General features: G+C 53.1%; 13 protein-coding genes and 1 other RNA gene. 4 read left to right on the top strand and 10 right to left on the bottom strand.

The window, feature by feature from the left end:
* Positions 1 to 318: 318 nt before the first annotated feature.
* Positions 319 to 978, bottom strand: a complete 660-nt coding sequence (locus FEK47_RS00275; RefSeq protein WP_130217956.1) for a hemolysin III family protein — start codon at positions 976 to 978, stop codon at positions 319 to 321.
* A 163-nt stretch (positions 979 to 1141) separates the two neighbouring features.
* Complete coding sequence (yqfB, locus tag FEK47_RS00270) at positions 1142 to 1453, bottom strand: N(4)-acetylcytidine aminohydrolase (protein WP_138183059.1); 312 nt, start codon at positions 1451 to 1453, stop codon at positions 1142 to 1144.
* Between the two features lie 44 nt (positions 1454 to 1497).
* Here yqfB and bglA point away from each other — a divergent pair, with 44 nt between their 5' ends.
* A complete protein-coding gene (gene bglA, locus FEK47_RS00265; RefSeq protein WP_138183058.1) occupies positions 1498 to 2931 on the top strand; it encodes a 6-phospho-beta-glucosidase BglA in 1434 nt (477 codons plus the stop codon).
* A 56-nt stretch (positions 2932 to 2987) separates the two neighbouring features.
* Here the strand turns inward: bglA and FEK47_RS00260 are convergent, their stop codons facing one another.
* The 4 genes from FEK47_RS00260 to gcvT all read right to left on the bottom strand — a co-directional run bounded on the left by FEK47_RS00260 (position 2988) and on the right by gcvT (position 8463).
* The gene (locus tag FEK47_RS00260; RefSeq protein WP_135487320.1) at positions 2988 to 3731 is read right to left on the bottom strand and encodes an SDR family oxidoreductase; all 744 of its coding nucleotides are present in this window, start codon (positions 3729 to 3731) and stop codon (positions 2988 to 2990) included.
* Positions 3732 to 3964: 233 nt separating this feature from the next.
* On the bottom strand, positions 3965 to 6838 hold the full coding sequence (gene gcvP / locus FEK47_RS00255) for an aminomethyl-transferring glycine dehydrogenase (RefSeq protein WP_138183057.1): 2874 nt from the start codon (positions 6836 to 6838) through the stop codon (positions 3965 to 3967).
* A gap of 118 nt (positions 6839 to 6956) precedes the next feature.
* Positions 6957 to 7346, bottom strand: a complete 390-nt coding sequence (gene gcvH / locus FEK47_RS00250) for a glycine cleavage system protein GcvH (RefSeq protein WP_001295377.1) — start codon at positions 7344 to 7346, stop codon at positions 6957 to 6959.
* Between the two features lie 22 nt (positions 7347 to 7368).
* A complete protein-coding gene (gcvT, locus tag FEK47_RS00245) occupies positions 7369 to 8463 on the bottom strand; it encodes a glycine cleavage system aminomethyltransferase GcvT (protein WP_135487319.1) in 1095 nt (364 codons plus the stop codon).
* Between the two features lie 288 nt (positions 8464 to 8751).
* Between gcvT and FEK47_RS00240 the strand changes: the two genes are divergently transcribed.
* Positions 8752 to 8835 carry a hypothetical protein gene (locus FEK47_RS00240; protein ID WP_123057965.1) on the top strand — a complete coding sequence of 28 codons (84 nt, stop codon included), beginning with the start codon at positions 8752 to 8754 and terminating at the stop codon, positions 8833 to 8835.
* 72 nt (positions 8836 to 8907) lie between these two features.
* Here FEK47_RS00240 and ubiI read toward each other — a convergent pair whose 3' ends face one another.
* The 4 genes from ubiI to ygfB are packed head-to-tail and all read right to left on the bottom strand — an operon-like array spanning position 8908 to position 13237.
* Complete coding sequence (gene ubiI / locus FEK47_RS00235) at positions 8908 to 10110, bottom strand: FAD-dependent 2-octaprenylphenol hydroxylase (RefSeq protein WP_135487318.1); 1203 nt, start codon at positions 10108 to 10110, stop codon at positions 8908 to 8910.
* A 22-nt stretch (positions 10111 to 10132) separates the two neighbouring features.
* Complete coding sequence (gene ubiH / locus FEK47_RS00230; protein WP_135487317.1) at positions 10133 to 11311, bottom strand: 2-octaprenyl-6-methoxyphenyl hydroxylase; 1179 nt, start codon at positions 11309 to 11311, stop codon at positions 10133 to 10135.
* The gene (pepP, locus tag FEK47_RS00225) at positions 11308 to 12633 is read right to left on the bottom strand and encodes a Xaa-Pro aminopeptidase (RefSeq protein ID WP_135487316.1); all 1326 of its coding nucleotides are present in this window, start codon (positions 12631 to 12633) and stop codon (positions 11308 to 11310) included. Before pepP ends, ubiH begins: the two co-directional genes overlap by 4 nt.
* Before the next feature lie 25 nt (positions 12634 to 12658).
* On the bottom strand, positions 12659 to 13237 hold the full coding sequence (gene ygfB, locus FEK47_RS00220; RefSeq protein WP_001295378.1) for a UPF0149 family protein YgfB: 579 nt from the start codon (positions 13235 to 13237) through the stop codon (positions 12659 to 12661).
* A 167-nt stretch (positions 13238 to 13404) separates the two neighbouring features.
* Between ygfB and zapA the strand changes: the two genes are divergently transcribed.
* A complete protein-coding gene (zapA, locus tag FEK47_RS00215) occupies positions 13405 to 13734 on the top strand; it encodes a cell division protein ZapA (RefSeq protein WP_001276008.1) in 330 nt (109 codons plus the stop codon).
* Between the two features lie 41 nt (positions 13735 to 13775).
* Positions 13776 to 13959: non-coding RNA, 6S RNA (gene ssrS, locus FEK47_RS00210), on the top strand.
* Positions 13960 to 13977 lie beyond the last annotated feature (18 nt).

Here is a 13977-nt window from a genome sequence, read left to right as displayed (position 1 = left end):
TTCACGCCGCATCCGGCAGTTGCGCTCCGATGCCTGATGCGACGCTGGTGCGTCTTATCAGGCCTTCAACTTGGTGCCTTTTTCACAAGTGGGAAGCGGCCCGTAGGCCGGATAAGGCGTTCACGCCGCATCCGGCAGTTGTACTCCGATGCCTGATGCGACGCTGGCGTGTCTTATCAAGCCTTTAACTTGGTGCCTTTTTCACAAGTGGGAAGCGGCCCGTAGGCCGGATAAGGCGTTCACGCCGCATCCGGCAGTTGCGCTCCGATGCCTGATGCGACACTTGTGTGTCTTTTCAGGCCGACAAAGGCACAGCCATTACGGCTGTCCAATATACAAATAGATCGCCAGGAAATGGCACACACTGCCGCCGAGCACGAAGCCGTGCCAGATGGCGTGGTTGTAGGGAATGCGTTTGCAGACGTAGAAAATCACCCCGAGCGAATAAACCACGCCGCCTACCGCCAGTAAGGTAACGCTGCCCGCCGCGAGCTTAACTGCCATTTCATAAATTACCACCAGCGACAGCCAGCCCATCGCCAGATAAGTCACCAGAGATAAAATTTTGAATCGGTGCGCGATGGTCAGTTTGAACAGAATCCCCAGCAGAGCCAGGCTCCAGATAACAATCATCAACCCGCGCGCTAGCGGAGAATCCAGCCCCACCAGTAAAAACGGCGTGTAAGTTCCGGCAATCAACAAATAAATGGCGCAATGGTCAAATTTCTTCAGCCACATTTTTGCCCGTTGATGAGGAATGGCGTGATAAAGCGTCGAAGCGAGGAACAGCAGGATCATACTGCCGCCATAAAGGCTGTAACTGGTTATCGCCGTGGCGCTGGCATTAAGATCCACCGCCTGAACCAGTAGCAACACCAGCCCAACGATACCAAACACCAGCCCAATGCCGTGACTGATGCTGTTGGCAATTTCCTCTGCCAGCGAATATCCCTGCTTGATGAGAGGCTTCTGAACCATAACTTACTCCGGAGAAACGTACACGCACGTGAACACTTCTCCAGCGTAACTGAGAATAGTTCCAGTGAACACCTGTTAGCTAAAATAAATTCTGATTTGAGAATAATCTCCGAAAAATCATGAAATTAAATGTGAAATTTCAACTAACAGGCGTGAGTTCAATTTAAAGGCATTTAAATTCAATCACATAAAACTGTGTCTGACCGGGATAGATATCGGTAATGACCGTTTTCAGTTCAGCCAGAGTCATATTTTCCTGTTGTGCATGTTTTTCTGTGAGAGTATCCAGCGTTACGGTTGAAGTTGCGGCAACTTCAATGGTGCAAAAATAGCCGTTATCTTCAAAGCGCCCGACGCGAAGCACATCGCCCGATTTAAAGTGCGATTCAGACTCGTCGCGAATAGTGATGGTTTTACGCCCAGCCAGAATGTCATCCTGGAAACGTTGAAAAAAAGTGATGTCGTTTGGCTGCATGGTACTATTTCCTGTAAGAATTGACTCATTTGGAGCCTATGATAGTGAAAAAACTCACCTTACCGAAAGATTTCTTATGGGGCGGCGCAGTAGCCGCTCATCAGGTCGAAGGCGGCTGGAACAAAGGCGGCAAAGGGCCGAGTATTTGTGACGTACTGACTGGTGGCGCACACGGCGTGCCGCGCGAAATCACCAAAGAAATCTTGCCGGGCAAATACTATCCGAACCATGAATCCGTTGATTTTTATGGTCACTACAAGGAAGACATCAAACTATTTGCCGAAATGGGCTTCAAATGTTTTCGGACTTCCATCGCCTGGACACGCATTTTTCCAAAAGGCGATGAAGCTCAGCCAAACGAAGAAGGGCTGAAGTTCTACGATGATATGTTCGATGAACTGCTGAAATACAACATCGAACCGGTGATCACCCTCTCCCACTTTGAAATGCCGCTGCATCTGGTGCAGCAATACGGTAGCTGGACCAACCGTAAAGTGGTTGATTTCTTTGTCCGTTTCGCGGAAGTGGTATTTGAACGCTATAAGCATAAAGTCAAATACTGGATGACCTTCAACGAAATTAACAACCAGCGTAACTGGCGTGCGCCGCTGTTCGGTTACTGCTGCTCTGGCGTGGTGTATACCGAGCATGAAAACCCGGAAGAGACGATGTATCAGGTGCTGCATCACCAGTTTGTCGCCAGCGCCCTGGCGGTGAAAGCTGCGCGTCGCATTAACCCGGAGATGAAAGTCGGCTGTATGCTGGCGATGGTGCCGCTCTATCCTTACTCCTGTAACCCGGACGATGTGATGTTTGCCCAGGAGTCGATGCGTGAACGCTACGTCTTTACCGATGTGCAGTTGCGTGGCTATTACCCGTCCTATGTTTTGAACGAGTGGGAGCGTCGCGGATTTAACATCAAAATGGAAGACGGCGATCTGGATGTGCTGCGCGAAGGCACCTGCGATTATCTTGGTTTCAGCTATTACATGACCAACGCAGTGAAGGCCGAAGGCGGCACCGGCGATGCCATCTCTGGTTTTGAAGGCAGCGTACCAAACCCGTATGTTAAAGCATCTGACTGGGGCTGGCAGATTGATCCTGTGGGTCTGCGTTACGCGCTATGCGAATTGTATGAGCGTTACCAGAAGCCGCTGTTTATTGTCGAAAACGGTTTTGGCGCTTACGACAAAGTGGAAGAAGATGGCAGCATCAACGACGACTACCGCATTGATTACCTGCGCGCCCATATCGAAGAGATGAAAAAAGCGGTCACTTACGATGGCGTAGATCTGATGGGCTACACGCCGTGGGGCTGCATCGACTGCGTGTCGTTCACCACCGGGCAGTACAGCAAACGCTACGGCTTTATCTATGTGAATAAACATGACGACGGTACTGGCGATATGTCGCGTTCACGTAAGAAGAGCTTTAACTGGTACAAAGAAGTGATTGCCAGCAACGGCGAGAAGCTTTAAGTCGATGAAGTACCGGATGCAATACTCGTTGCATCCGGTCAGATAACTTTCCTGTTTTATTTTCCACCCGCCAAATCGATAAAACTTCCCGTGACATAAGAGGCTTTATCACTTAACAGCCAGACGATGGCCTGCGCGACCTCCTCCGCCTGTCCACCGCGTTGCATGGGGATGTTCGACTTGACGCGATCTACGCGTCCGGGTTCACCGCCGCTGGCGTGCATTTCGGTATAAATAAACCCTGGCCGCACGCCGTTAACGCGGATCCCCTGCGCGGCAACTTCCAGCGATAGTCCGGTGGTTAACGTATCAATCGCCCCTTTCGATGCCGCGTAATCAACATATTCCCCCGGCGAACCCAACCGTGAGGCTACCGAAGAGACATTGACGATAGCGCCGCCACTGCCACCATTTTTAAACGCCATGCGTTTTACCGCCTCGCGGCAGCAGAGAAAATATCCCGTCACGTTGGTAGAAAGTACCCGGTTGATTCGCTCTGCGGTAAGGTTTTCTACGGTGCACTGGGTAAACAAGATCCCGGCGTTATTGACCAGCGCGGCTAGCGGTTCATCGTGCTGATCGATTGCTGTAAACATCGCGACGACCTGGTTTTCGTCGCTGATATCCGCCTGGAGTGCAAATGCCTTGCCACCGGCTTGCGTTATTAAGTTCACCACTTCCTGAGCTGCGTGGAGGTTTTGCAGATAATTAACCGCAACCGTATACCCTTCTTGCGCCAACAGTAATGCAGTTGCCCGCCCGATGCCGCGACTGCCACCGGTCACAAGTGCTATAGCCATTTGTTTTTCCCAAAAAATAAAGGCGCCAAAGCGCCTTTCAAATTATTGATGACAAAGTACTTTTATTATGCCGGATGCGGCGTGAACGCCTTATCCTGCCTACAAGATCGTGCAAATTCAATACATTGCACAGACTATGTAGGCCTGATAAACGAAGTGCATCAGGCAATGTTGAGTTTGACATCAGTGTCAAAGGCGCCGAAGCGCCTTTAGAAGATAGTCGAATCAGTAAATTACTGGTATTCGCTAATCGGTACGCAGGAGCAGAACAGGTGACGGTCGCCGTAAACATCATCCAGACGTTTCACGGTCGGCCAGTATTTGTCTGCCACACCTGCCGGGAATACTGCAACTTCACGGCTGTACGGATGCGCCCACTCGGCGACCAGTTCGCTCTGAATGTGCGGCGCGTTCACCAGCGGGTTATCTTCCAGCGGCCAGACACCGGCTTTCACCTGGTCAATTTCTGCGCGGATAGCCAGCATCGCGTCGATAAAGCGATCCAGTTCCACTTTGCTTTCAGATTCAGTCGGTTCAACCATCAGCGTACCCGCCACCGGGAACGACATGGTCGGCGCGTGGAAACCGTAGTCGATCAGGCGCTTGGCAATATCCAGCTCGCTGATGCCGGTTTCTTCTTTCAGCGGGCGAATATCGAGAATACATTCGTGCGCCACGCGACCGTCGCGACCGGTATACAGCACCGGGAAGGCATCCTGCAGGCGGCTGGCAATATAGTTGGCGTTAAGAATTGCCACCTGGCTTGCTTTTTTCAGCCCTTCTGCGCCCATCATGCGGATGTACATCCAGCTGATTGGCAGGATAGAGGCGCTACCGAACGGTGCCGCAGAAACCGCGCCCTGACGGGTTAACATGCCTTCGATTTGCACCACGCTATGACCCGGTACAAACGGAGCCAGATGCGCTTTCACACCGATCGGTCCCATACCCGGACCACCACCGCCATGCGGAATGCAGAAAGTTTTATGCAGGTTAAGGTGTGAAACGTCCGCGCCAATAAAGCCCGGCGAGGTGATGCCAACCTGAGCGTTCATGTTCGCACCATCAAGGTAAACCTGACCGCCGAACTGATGCACGACTTCACACACTTCACGGATCGTTTCTTCATACACGCCGTGGGTGGAAGGATAAGTCACCATGATGCAGGAGAGGTTATCGCCCGCCTGTTCGGCTTTCGCGCGCAGATCAGTCAGATCGATGTTGCCGTTTTTATCACACGCCACAACCACCACCTGCATTCCTGCCATATGCGCGGAAGCCGGGTTAGTGCCGTGAGCAGAGGCCGGGATCAGGCAGATATCGCGATGCCCTTCGTTGCGGCTTTCATGATAATGACGAATCGCCAGCAGGCCCGCGTATTCGCCCTGTGCGCCAGAGTTCGGCTGCATACAAACGGCGTCGTAACCGGTCAGTTTCACCAGCCAGTCAGCCAGCTGCGCGATCATCTGCTGATAACCTTCAGCCTGTTCTGGCGGGCAGAACGGGTGCAGTTCGGCAAATTCCGGCCAGGTGATCGGGATCATCTCGGCGGCGGCGTTCAGTTTCATGGTGCAGGAACCCAGCGGGATCATCGCCTGATTCAGCGCCAGATCTTTACGCTCCAGCGAGTGCATATAGCGCATCATTTCGGTTTCGCTGTGGTAGCGATTAAACACCGGATGGGTCAGGATTTCGTCATCACGCAGCATCGCAGCCTGAATAGAGCGACTGTCGTGAGCCACGTCTTTGTCCAGCGTGTCGATCTCCAGCCCGTGGTTATCGCCCAACAGCACGCTGAAAAGCTGCATCACGTTTTCGCGCGTGGTTGTTTCATCAAGGGTGATCCCCACCGCGTTCAGAATATCGCTACGCAGGTTGATTTCAGCCGCTTCGGCACGCGCCAGTACGCCCGCTTTGTCGGCCACTTCCACACACAAAGTGTCGAAATAGTGCGCATGGCGCAGCTTCAGGCCTTTTTGTTGCAGGCCCGCCGCCAGGATATCGGTCAGACGGTGAATGCGGTTAGCGATACGTTTCAGGCCAACCGGACCGTGATAAACGGCATACAGGCTGGCGATGTTTGCCAGCAGTACCTGGGAAGTACAAATGTTGGAGTTCGCTTTCTCACGGCGAATATGTTGCTCGCGAGTCTGCATCGCCATGCGCAGCGCGGTATTGCCAGCTGCATCTTTCGATACACCGATAATGCGGCCCGGCATTGAGCGTTTGTATTCATCTTTCGCCGCAAAGAATGCCGCGTGCGGGCCACCGTAGCCCATCGGCACACCAAAGCGTTGCGCCGAACCAAAAACAATATCCGCGCCCTGTTTACCCGGCGCGGTTAACAGCACCAGCGCCATAATATCGGCGGCGACGCTGACCACAATTTTGCGTGATTTCAGTTCGCTGATAAGCGCAGTGTAGTCATGGATTTCGCCCGTCGTACCGACCTGCTGTAACAGCACGCCGAACACCTCCTGGTGATCGAGCACTTTTTGCGCGTCATCGACAATCACTTCAAAACCAAAGGTTTCTGCACGGGTGCGAACCACATCCAGCGTTTGCGGATGAACGTCAGAAGCAACGAAGAAGCGGTTGGCATTTTTCAGTTTGCTGACGCGTTTCGCCATCGCCATTGCTTCGGCGGCAGCGGTGGCTTCGTCAAGAAGAGAAGCCGATGCCATATCCAGCCCGGTTAAATCCAGCGTTACCTGCTGGAAGTTGAGCAGTGCTTCAAGGCGGCCCTGGGAGACTTCAGGTTGATACGGAGTATACGCGGTATACCAGCCCGGATTTTCCAGCATGTTACGCAGGATAACCGGCGGTAACTGCACGGCGGTGTAACCCATGCCGATGTAAGACGTGAAGCGTTTATTGCGACTGGCAATAGCCTTGAGTTCTGCCAGTGCGGCGTATTCGGTCGCCGGTGCGCCAACCTGCGGCGGAGTCGCAAGCTGAATATCTTTCGGCACAATCTGGCCGGTCAGCGCGTTTAACGATTGTGCGCCAACGGCATTCAGCATTTCTTGCTGTTGAGCGGCGTCCGGTCCGATATGGCGTTCAATAAAAGCGCCGCTGTTTTCAAGCTGGCTTAACGTCTGTGTCATGAGCGATGGTTCCTGAAACGTGCAGTGAATTGTGAACCTCTCTCCTTGCGAAGAGAGTGAGGGTGAGGCGTAAATTTCCCTCACCCTGATCCTCTCCCGCAGAAGAGGATTAAAGCCGTTACTCGTCTTCTAACAATGCTTCGTATGCGGTCGCATCCAGCAGTGATTCCAGTTCGCTTTCGTCGCTGGCTTTGATTTTAAAGATCCAGCCGCCTGCATACGGTTCGCTGTTCACCAGTTCCGGGGAATCGCTCAGTGCGTCGTTTACCGCCACGATTTCACCGCTTACTGGCGCATAAATGTCTGACGCCGCTTTTACTGATTCGGCAACCGCGCAGTCATCGCCCGCGCTAACCGTTGCGCCGACTTCCGGCAGGTCAACAAACACCATATCGCCCAACAACTCCTGAGCGTGTTCGGTGATGCCAACGGTGTAAGTGCCGTCAGCTTCTTTACGCAGCCATTCGTGTTCTTTGCTGTATTTCAGTTCTGCTGGTACGTTGCTCATCAATCAATCTCCAAAAAAGTAATCACGCGACGGCTTTGCCGTTACGCACAAAAACAGGTTTCGTCACTTTAACCGGCATTTCACGGTTGCGAATTTGCACAATCGCTGTTTCACCAATACCTTCCGGCACGCGCGCCAGCGCGATGCTGTAACCCAGCGTCGGTGAGAAAGTACCGCTGGTGATAATGCCTTCATGCTGGTTGCCCTGCGCATCGGTAAAACGTACCGGCAGTTCATTACGCAGCACGCCTTTTTCGGTCATCACCAGACCAACTAATTTTTCTGTGCCATGCTCACGCTGCACTTCCAGAGCTTCACGGCCGATAAAGTCACGATCTGCCGGTTCCCAGGCGATGGTCCAGCCCATGTTGGCGGCTAAAGGAGAAATGGTTTCGTCCATCTCCTGACTATACAAATTCATGCCCGCTTCCAGACGCAGCGTGTCACGCGCGCCCAGGCCGCATGGCTTAACGCCCGCTTCCACCAGCGCGCGCCAGAAATCGGCCGCTTTTTCGTTGGGCAGCGCAATTTCATAACCCGCTTCACCGGTGTAACCGGTGGTGGCAATAAACAGATCGCCCGCCTGCACGCCAAAGAACAGTTTCATCCCTTCCACCGCCTGACGCTGGGCGTCATTAAACAGTGTGGCAGCTTTTGCCTGCGCATTCGGCCCTTGTACGGCAATCATGGAAAGGTCATCACGAACGGTAATTTCGATGCCGAAAGGTTCAGCGTGTTGGGTAATCCAGGAGAGGTCTTTTTCGCGGGTGGCGGAGTTAACAACGAGGCGGAAGAAATCTTCAGTGAAGTAGTAGACGATGAGGTCATCTATCACACCGCCAGAGGCATTCAACATCCCCGAGTAAAGGGCTTTGCCGCTTTTGGTGAGCTTCGCCACATCGTTCGCCAGCAGATAACGCAGAAACTCCCGGGTGCGGCTGCCGCGGAGATCGACGATGGTCATATGCGACACATCAAACATTCCGGCATCGGTACGTACCGCATGATGTTCGTCGATTTGCGAACCGTAATGCAGCGGCATCATCCAGCCGTGGAAATCCACCATGCGAGCGCCGCAAAGCGTGTGTTGTTCGTACAAAGGAGTCTGTTGTGCCATCTTGTCCTCATTGAATAAGCGGGGCTGACAACTTTTCGTGGTGAAATTGTCACCACGAAACCCAGCACTGGAGCCACTCCCGGTCCCCAACGCAATCGTTCTCTTTTCCCTGAACTTACCACCGAAACAGACGGTTAACCATAAGGAAAAATTGATCATCACATTAGCTTATGGTTAAAAACCGCAAAAATGACAGCAGGACAAAAAACCAAATACCACGATACCAGCAAACAAACATAACGAATTAATAAAACAGTTTTGAATAAAGCGATATTAAGAACTAAAAAATTGTCAAAAATCACTAAATCAAAAATTAACGACATTAGAAAATATAATGCGAAATTGCGGGTGAAATTAGTTTATTTCAAATGAGGAAAATCTCCCGGCGAAAAACCGGGAGATGAAAGTGTGATGGGTATCAAATAAACAAAAGAGGAGAAATTTTTAACGCAGCCATTCAGGCAAATCGTTTAATCCCATTGCCTGGCGGATAAGTTGTGGTTTAACGCCAGGAAGCGTATCGGCCAGTTTCAGACCAATATCGCGCAGCAGTTTTTTCGCCGGATTGGTACCGGAAAACAGATCGCGAAATCCCTGCATACCAGCCAGCATCAGCGCCGCGCTGTGCTTGCGACTACGCTCATAGCGGCGCAGGTAAATGTACTGCCCGATGTCTTTACCCTGACGATGCAACCGTTTCAGTTCAGCAATCAGCTCTGCAGCATCCATAAAGCCGAGATTTACCCCCTGCCCCGCCAGCGGGTGAATGGTATGCGCGGCGTCGCCCACCAGCGCCAGACGGTGCGCGGCAAACTGGCGCGCATAACGCCCCGTCAGCGGGAACACCTGACGCGCGCTCTCAACCCTGCATAAGCCCAGGCGATTATCAAAAGCGATATTTAACGCGCGATTAAATTCATCTTCCCCTGCCTGCTGCATCCGCTGCGCTTCCTCTGGCGACAGTGACCAGACAATCGAGCAAAGATGCGGATCGCTAAGCGGTAAAAAGGCCAGAATGCCTTCGCCATGGAAAACCTGCCGCGCCACCGCATCATGCGGTTCTTCCGTGCGAATGGTCGCCACCAGCGCGTGATGCTGATAATCCCAGAAAGTCAGCGGAATATCGGCTTTGTTGCGCAACCAGGAATTAGCGCCATCCGCACCAATCACCAGACGCGCCGTTAACATGCTGCCATCTTTCAACGTCAGGAAGGTTTCGTTTTCCCCCCAGGCGACCTGCTGTAATTCTGCGGGGGCCAGCAGGGTGATATCTGATGACTGCTGTGCTTTGTTCCACAGCGAGTAATGAATCACTGAGTTTTCAACGATATGCCCAAGATGGCTATAGCCCATGCTTTGATCGTCAAACGAGATGTGACCAAAACTGTCTTTATCCCACACTTCCATACCGTGATAACAGCTGACTCGGCGAGAGAGAATGTCCTGCCAGACGCCAAGACGGGTGAGTAATTTTTCGCTGGCGGCATTGATAGCCGAAACGCGCAGTTGTGGTGGTGCATCTGCCGCCAGAGGTTCCGGTACGCGCTGCTCCAGTACGGCAACGCGTAAGCCGCTCCCCTGTAAGCCGCAGGCAACCGCCAGCCCCACCATGCCGCCGCCAACAATGGCTACATCAACACTTTGCATTGTTTATTCCTTAAAACCGCCTTCAACGCGCCACCCAACCGAGGGTGCGTTGTGCCAGCACATCGCGTGCCGGGGTGAATAATTCCATCGTCATCAGCCCGATGTTGCGTCCGACAACCAACGGCGCCCAACGGTTGGCAAAAAGATGTACCAGACTGTCCGTGACGCCGATGGTTGCTTCGCGATCGCTCTGCCGACGCTGCTGATAACGGCATAATACGCCGTAATCACCAATGTCTTCTGCGCGCTCCTGCGCCTGAGTCAGGGTTTCCGCAAGGCTCATGACATCACGCATACCGAGGTTAAATCCTTGCCCGGCAATCGGGTGCAGGGTTTGCGCCGCATTGCCCACCAGCACGGTGCGATGGGTAATCGGTCTGGCGGCGCGGGTTAACGCCAGCGGATAAGCACTGCGTTTACCGGCGTGGGTAATTTGCCCCAGTCGCCAGCCAAAAGCAGACTGGAGTTCACGGCAAAACTTCTCGTCGCTCCACGCCAACACTTCTTCGCGCCGTTCCAGTGGATGACACCAGACCAGCGAACAGCGTCCGTCAGACATCGGCAACATCGCCAGCGGGCCATGTTTCGTGAAGCGTTCAAACGCACGTCCTTCGTGCGCAACGGAAGTCGCAACGTTCGCAATCACAGCCAGTTGTTCGTAGGGCTCCTGCTGCCAGTCAACGCCGCACGCGGTGGCTAACGCTGAATGGGTGCCATCAGCGGCTACCAGCACGCGGCCCGTCAACGTCTCGCCACTCTCCAGCGTCACTTCAACGTTAGCTGGGGTACGAACAACATTAGCAATGCGATCCGGGCAATGCAGCGTTACGCCAGGCGCTTTGCGCAACAGCGAAAACAGCCGCTGCCCGACATTATGCAATTCGACAACCTGCCCCAGCGCCGCCAGTTGGTAATCTTCTGCGGCGAGGGTGACGAATCCGGCATGACCGCGATCGCTGACATGCACGGTGGTGATGGCGGTTGCGCAATCCGCCAGAGATTGCCAGACGCCAATGCGCGCCAGTTGCTGGCAGGTACCCGCCGCCAGCGCAATCGCTCGCCCATCAAAGCCCGGATGAGCATGTGACTCTGGCGCGGTCGCTTCAATCAAATGTACCGGCAGCGCCCCGTGACTTAACCGGGAAATAGCCAGCGCCAGCGTCGCGCCCGCCATGCCGCCACCGACGATGATTACGCTCATTGCTTTCTCGCAGCTGCCATCAACGCTTCAATTTCTTCCGGCTTTTTCACCACGCTGGCGGTGAGGTTTTCGTTGCCGTTTTCGGTAATCACAATGTCGTCTTCAATACGAATGCCGATCCCACGATATTGTTCTGGTACATCCGCATCCGGCGCAATATACAGACCAGGCTCTACGGTCAGCACCATACCCGGTTCAAGAATGCGCGAGCGCTCCTGGCCATAAACGCCCACATCATGGACATCCAGTCCTAACCAGTGACTAAGGCCATGCATAAAGAAAGGACGATGGGCGTTCTGAGCGATCAGTTCATCAACATCACCTTTCAGGATGCCGAGTTTTACCAGGCCGCTAACCATGATACGCACAACTTCCCCGGTGACTTCCTGAATGGAGGTTCCCGGACGATACAGACGCAGGCTGGTTTCGAGAGATTCCAGCACAATGTCGTAGATTTCGCGCTGGGCCTGGGTGAATTTGCCGTTGACCGGGAAGGTACGGGTGATATCGCCCGCGTAACCTTTATATTCACAACCAGCATCAATCAACACCAGGTCGCCGTCGCGCAGTTCACTCTCGTTTTCGGTGTAATGCAAAATGCAGCCGTTTTCACCGCTGCCGACAATGGTGTTATAGGAAGGATAGCGCGCACCGTGGCGGTTGAATTCGTGGTGAATTTCGCCTTCCAGATGGTACTCGAACATCCCCGGACGGCATTTTTCCATCGCCCGGGTATGCGCCAGTGCGGTGATTTCACCCGCGCGGCGAAGTACGGCAATCTCTTCCGGCGATTTGAACAGGCGCATTTCATGAACAATGGGACGCCAGTCGATCATCGTTGCTGGCGCGGTGAGATTTTGCCGCGAGCCTTTACGCAGTTTTTCCAGCGCACTATTCACGATTTCATCAGCATATGCATATTCGCCCTGGGCGTGGTAAACCACATCCAGACCATTAAGTAGTTGATAAAGTTGCTGATTGATTTCGCTGAACGCCAGAGCGCGATCAACGCCCAGTTTCTCTGGCGCGGCCTCCTGACCTAAACGACGGCCAAACCAGATCTCCGCCGTCAGGTCGCGCACGCGGTTAAACAAAACGCTGTGGTTATGAGTGTCATCGCTTTTAATCAGCACCAGCACCGCTTCCGGTTCATTAAAGCCGGTGAAGTACCAGAAGTCGCTGTTCTGACGATAGGGGTATTCGCTGTCGGCGCTACGGGTCACTTCTGGTGCCGCAAAAATCAGCGCGGCGCTGCCGGGTTGCATTTGCTCCACCAGGGCCTGACGGCGGCGCTGAAATTCCTGCTGAGATATCTCACTCATAACACTCTCCTTACGTTTTTTGTTTTTAGTGTAGAGTTGGTTTTTGTACTTCTGGTGCGGTCGGTTGCGGATGAGTAAAGGTGTCGTGGCATAACAGCGCGGCAACACGGACGTACTCGATGATCTCTTCAAGCGACATTTCCAGCTCTTCTTGATCTTCGTCTTCGTCGTAGCCCAGTTGCGCGATGTTACGCAGATCGTCAATGGCTTCGCCAGTTTCACCGGTCACTTTATCCAGCTTCGGCTGAGTGACGCCAAGACCGAGCAGGAAGTGATTTACCCAGCCTGCCAACGCATCAGCGCGATCGAAAACGCTAACGTCATCGCCATCAGGCAGATAAAGCTGAAAAAGGAAGCCGTCATCTTGCAAGGCATCACTGGTGGCAGAGTGCATTTTGCGCAATGCCTGGGCAAGTTCATGCCCGAAAGCCATACCTTCGTTCGTCAGGTCGTGAAGCAGCGGCAGCCAGGAGCTGTCATCATTACCGCCACAAATCATCCCACTGATTAAACCATGCATCTCAGCAGGGGTCAGACCTGTCCCTTGTTGGTTCAGATACTGGTTCATTTCATTGTAACCAGGCATTTCGTTCTGTATTGACATAAGCATTCGGCATCAAAGGGAGGAAGATTCATGATATGCTATCACTTTGGACCCTGGTGGACCAGAAAAGGGCTTGTCTCATTGCACCAGGGTAGCTATAGTTTCGCCCCTTCGCAGACCAAAGGTCTGAAGGCGAAGGCAGCGCAGTCAATCAGCAGGAAGGTGGCATGTCTGCACAACCCGTCGATATCCAAATTTTTGGCCGTTCACTGCGTGTGAACTGCCCGCCTGACCAAAGGGATGCGTTGAATCAGGCTGCGGACGATCTGAACCAACGGTTGCAAGATCTGAAAGAACGCACTAGAGTCACAAATACTGAACAGTTGGTCTTCATTGCCGCATTGAATATCAGCTATGAGTTAGCGCAAGAAAAAGCGAAGACTCGTGACTACGCGGCAAGTATGGAACAGCGTATTCGGATGCTGCAACAGACCATAGAACAAGCGTTACTTGAACAAGGTCGCATCACCGAAAAAACGAACCAAAACTTTGAATGACACTTTCCGGTTTACTGTGGTAGAGTAACCGTGAAGACAAAATTTCTCTGAGATGTTCGCAAGCGGGCCAGTCCCCTGAGCCGATATTTCATACCACAAGAATGTGGCGCTCCGTGGTTGGTGAGCATGCTCGGTCCGTCCGAGAAGCCTTAAAACTGCGACGACACATTCACCTTGAACCAAGGGTTCAAGGGTTACAGCCTGCGGCGGCATCTCGGAGATTCCCTTCTTATCTGGCACCAG

Origin of the sequence: Escherichia sp. E3659, from assembly GCF_005781135.1 — a bacterium.
Classification (GTDB): Bacteria; Pseudomonadota; Gammaproteobacteria; order Enterobacterales; family Enterobacteriaceae; genus Escherichia.
Note: the sequence above shows the minus strand (reverse complement) of the source record. Positions and strands in the feature narration are given on the sequence as shown.

What these genes read in the sequence shown, in the direction of transcription:
- ubiI (WP_135487318.1), bottom strand. Translation starts at nt 10,110, where the DNA reads ATGCAAAGTGTTGATGTAGCCATTGTTGGCGGCGGCATGGTGGGGCTG.
- yqfB (WP_138183059.1), bottom strand. Translation starts at nt 1,453, where the DNA reads ATGCAGCCAAACGACATCACTTTTTTTCAACGTTTCCAGGATGACATT.
- gcvP (WP_138183057.1), bottom strand. Translation starts at nt 6,838, where the DNA reads ATGACACAGACGTTAAGCCAGCTTGAAAACAGCGGCGCTTTTATTGAA.
- ygfB (WP_001295378.1), bottom strand. Translation starts at nt 13,237, where the DNA reads ATGTCAATACAGAACGAAATGCCTGGTTACAATGAAATGAACCAGTAT.
- FEK47_RS00275 (WP_130217956.1), bottom strand. Translation starts at nt 978, where the DNA reads ATGGTTCAGAAGCCTCTCATCAAGCAGGGATATTCGCTGGCAGAGGAA.
- gcvH (WP_001295377.1), bottom strand. Translation starts at nt 7,346, where the DNA reads ATGAGCAACGTACCAGCAGAACTGAAATACAGCAAAGAACACGAATGG.
- zapA (WP_001276008.1), top strand. Translation starts at nt 13,405, where the DNA reads ATGTCTGCACAACCCGTCGATATCCAAATTTTTGGCCGTTCACTGCGT.
- ubiH (WP_135487317.1), bottom strand. Translation starts at nt 11,311, where the DNA reads ATGAGCGTAATCATCGTCGGTGGCGGCATGGCGGGCGCGACGCTGGCG.
- gcvT (WP_135487319.1), bottom strand. Translation starts at nt 8,463, where the DNA reads ATGGCACAACAGACTCCTTTGTACGAACAACACACGCTTTGCGGCGCT.
- pepP (WP_135487316.1), bottom strand. Translation starts at nt 12,633, where the DNA reads ATGAGTGAGATATCTCAGCAGGAATTTCAGCGCCGCCGTCAGGCCCTG.
- FEK47_RS00260 (WP_135487320.1), bottom strand. Translation starts at nt 3,731, where the DNA reads ATGGCTATAGCACTTGTGACCGGTGGCAGTCGCGGCATCGGGCGGGCA.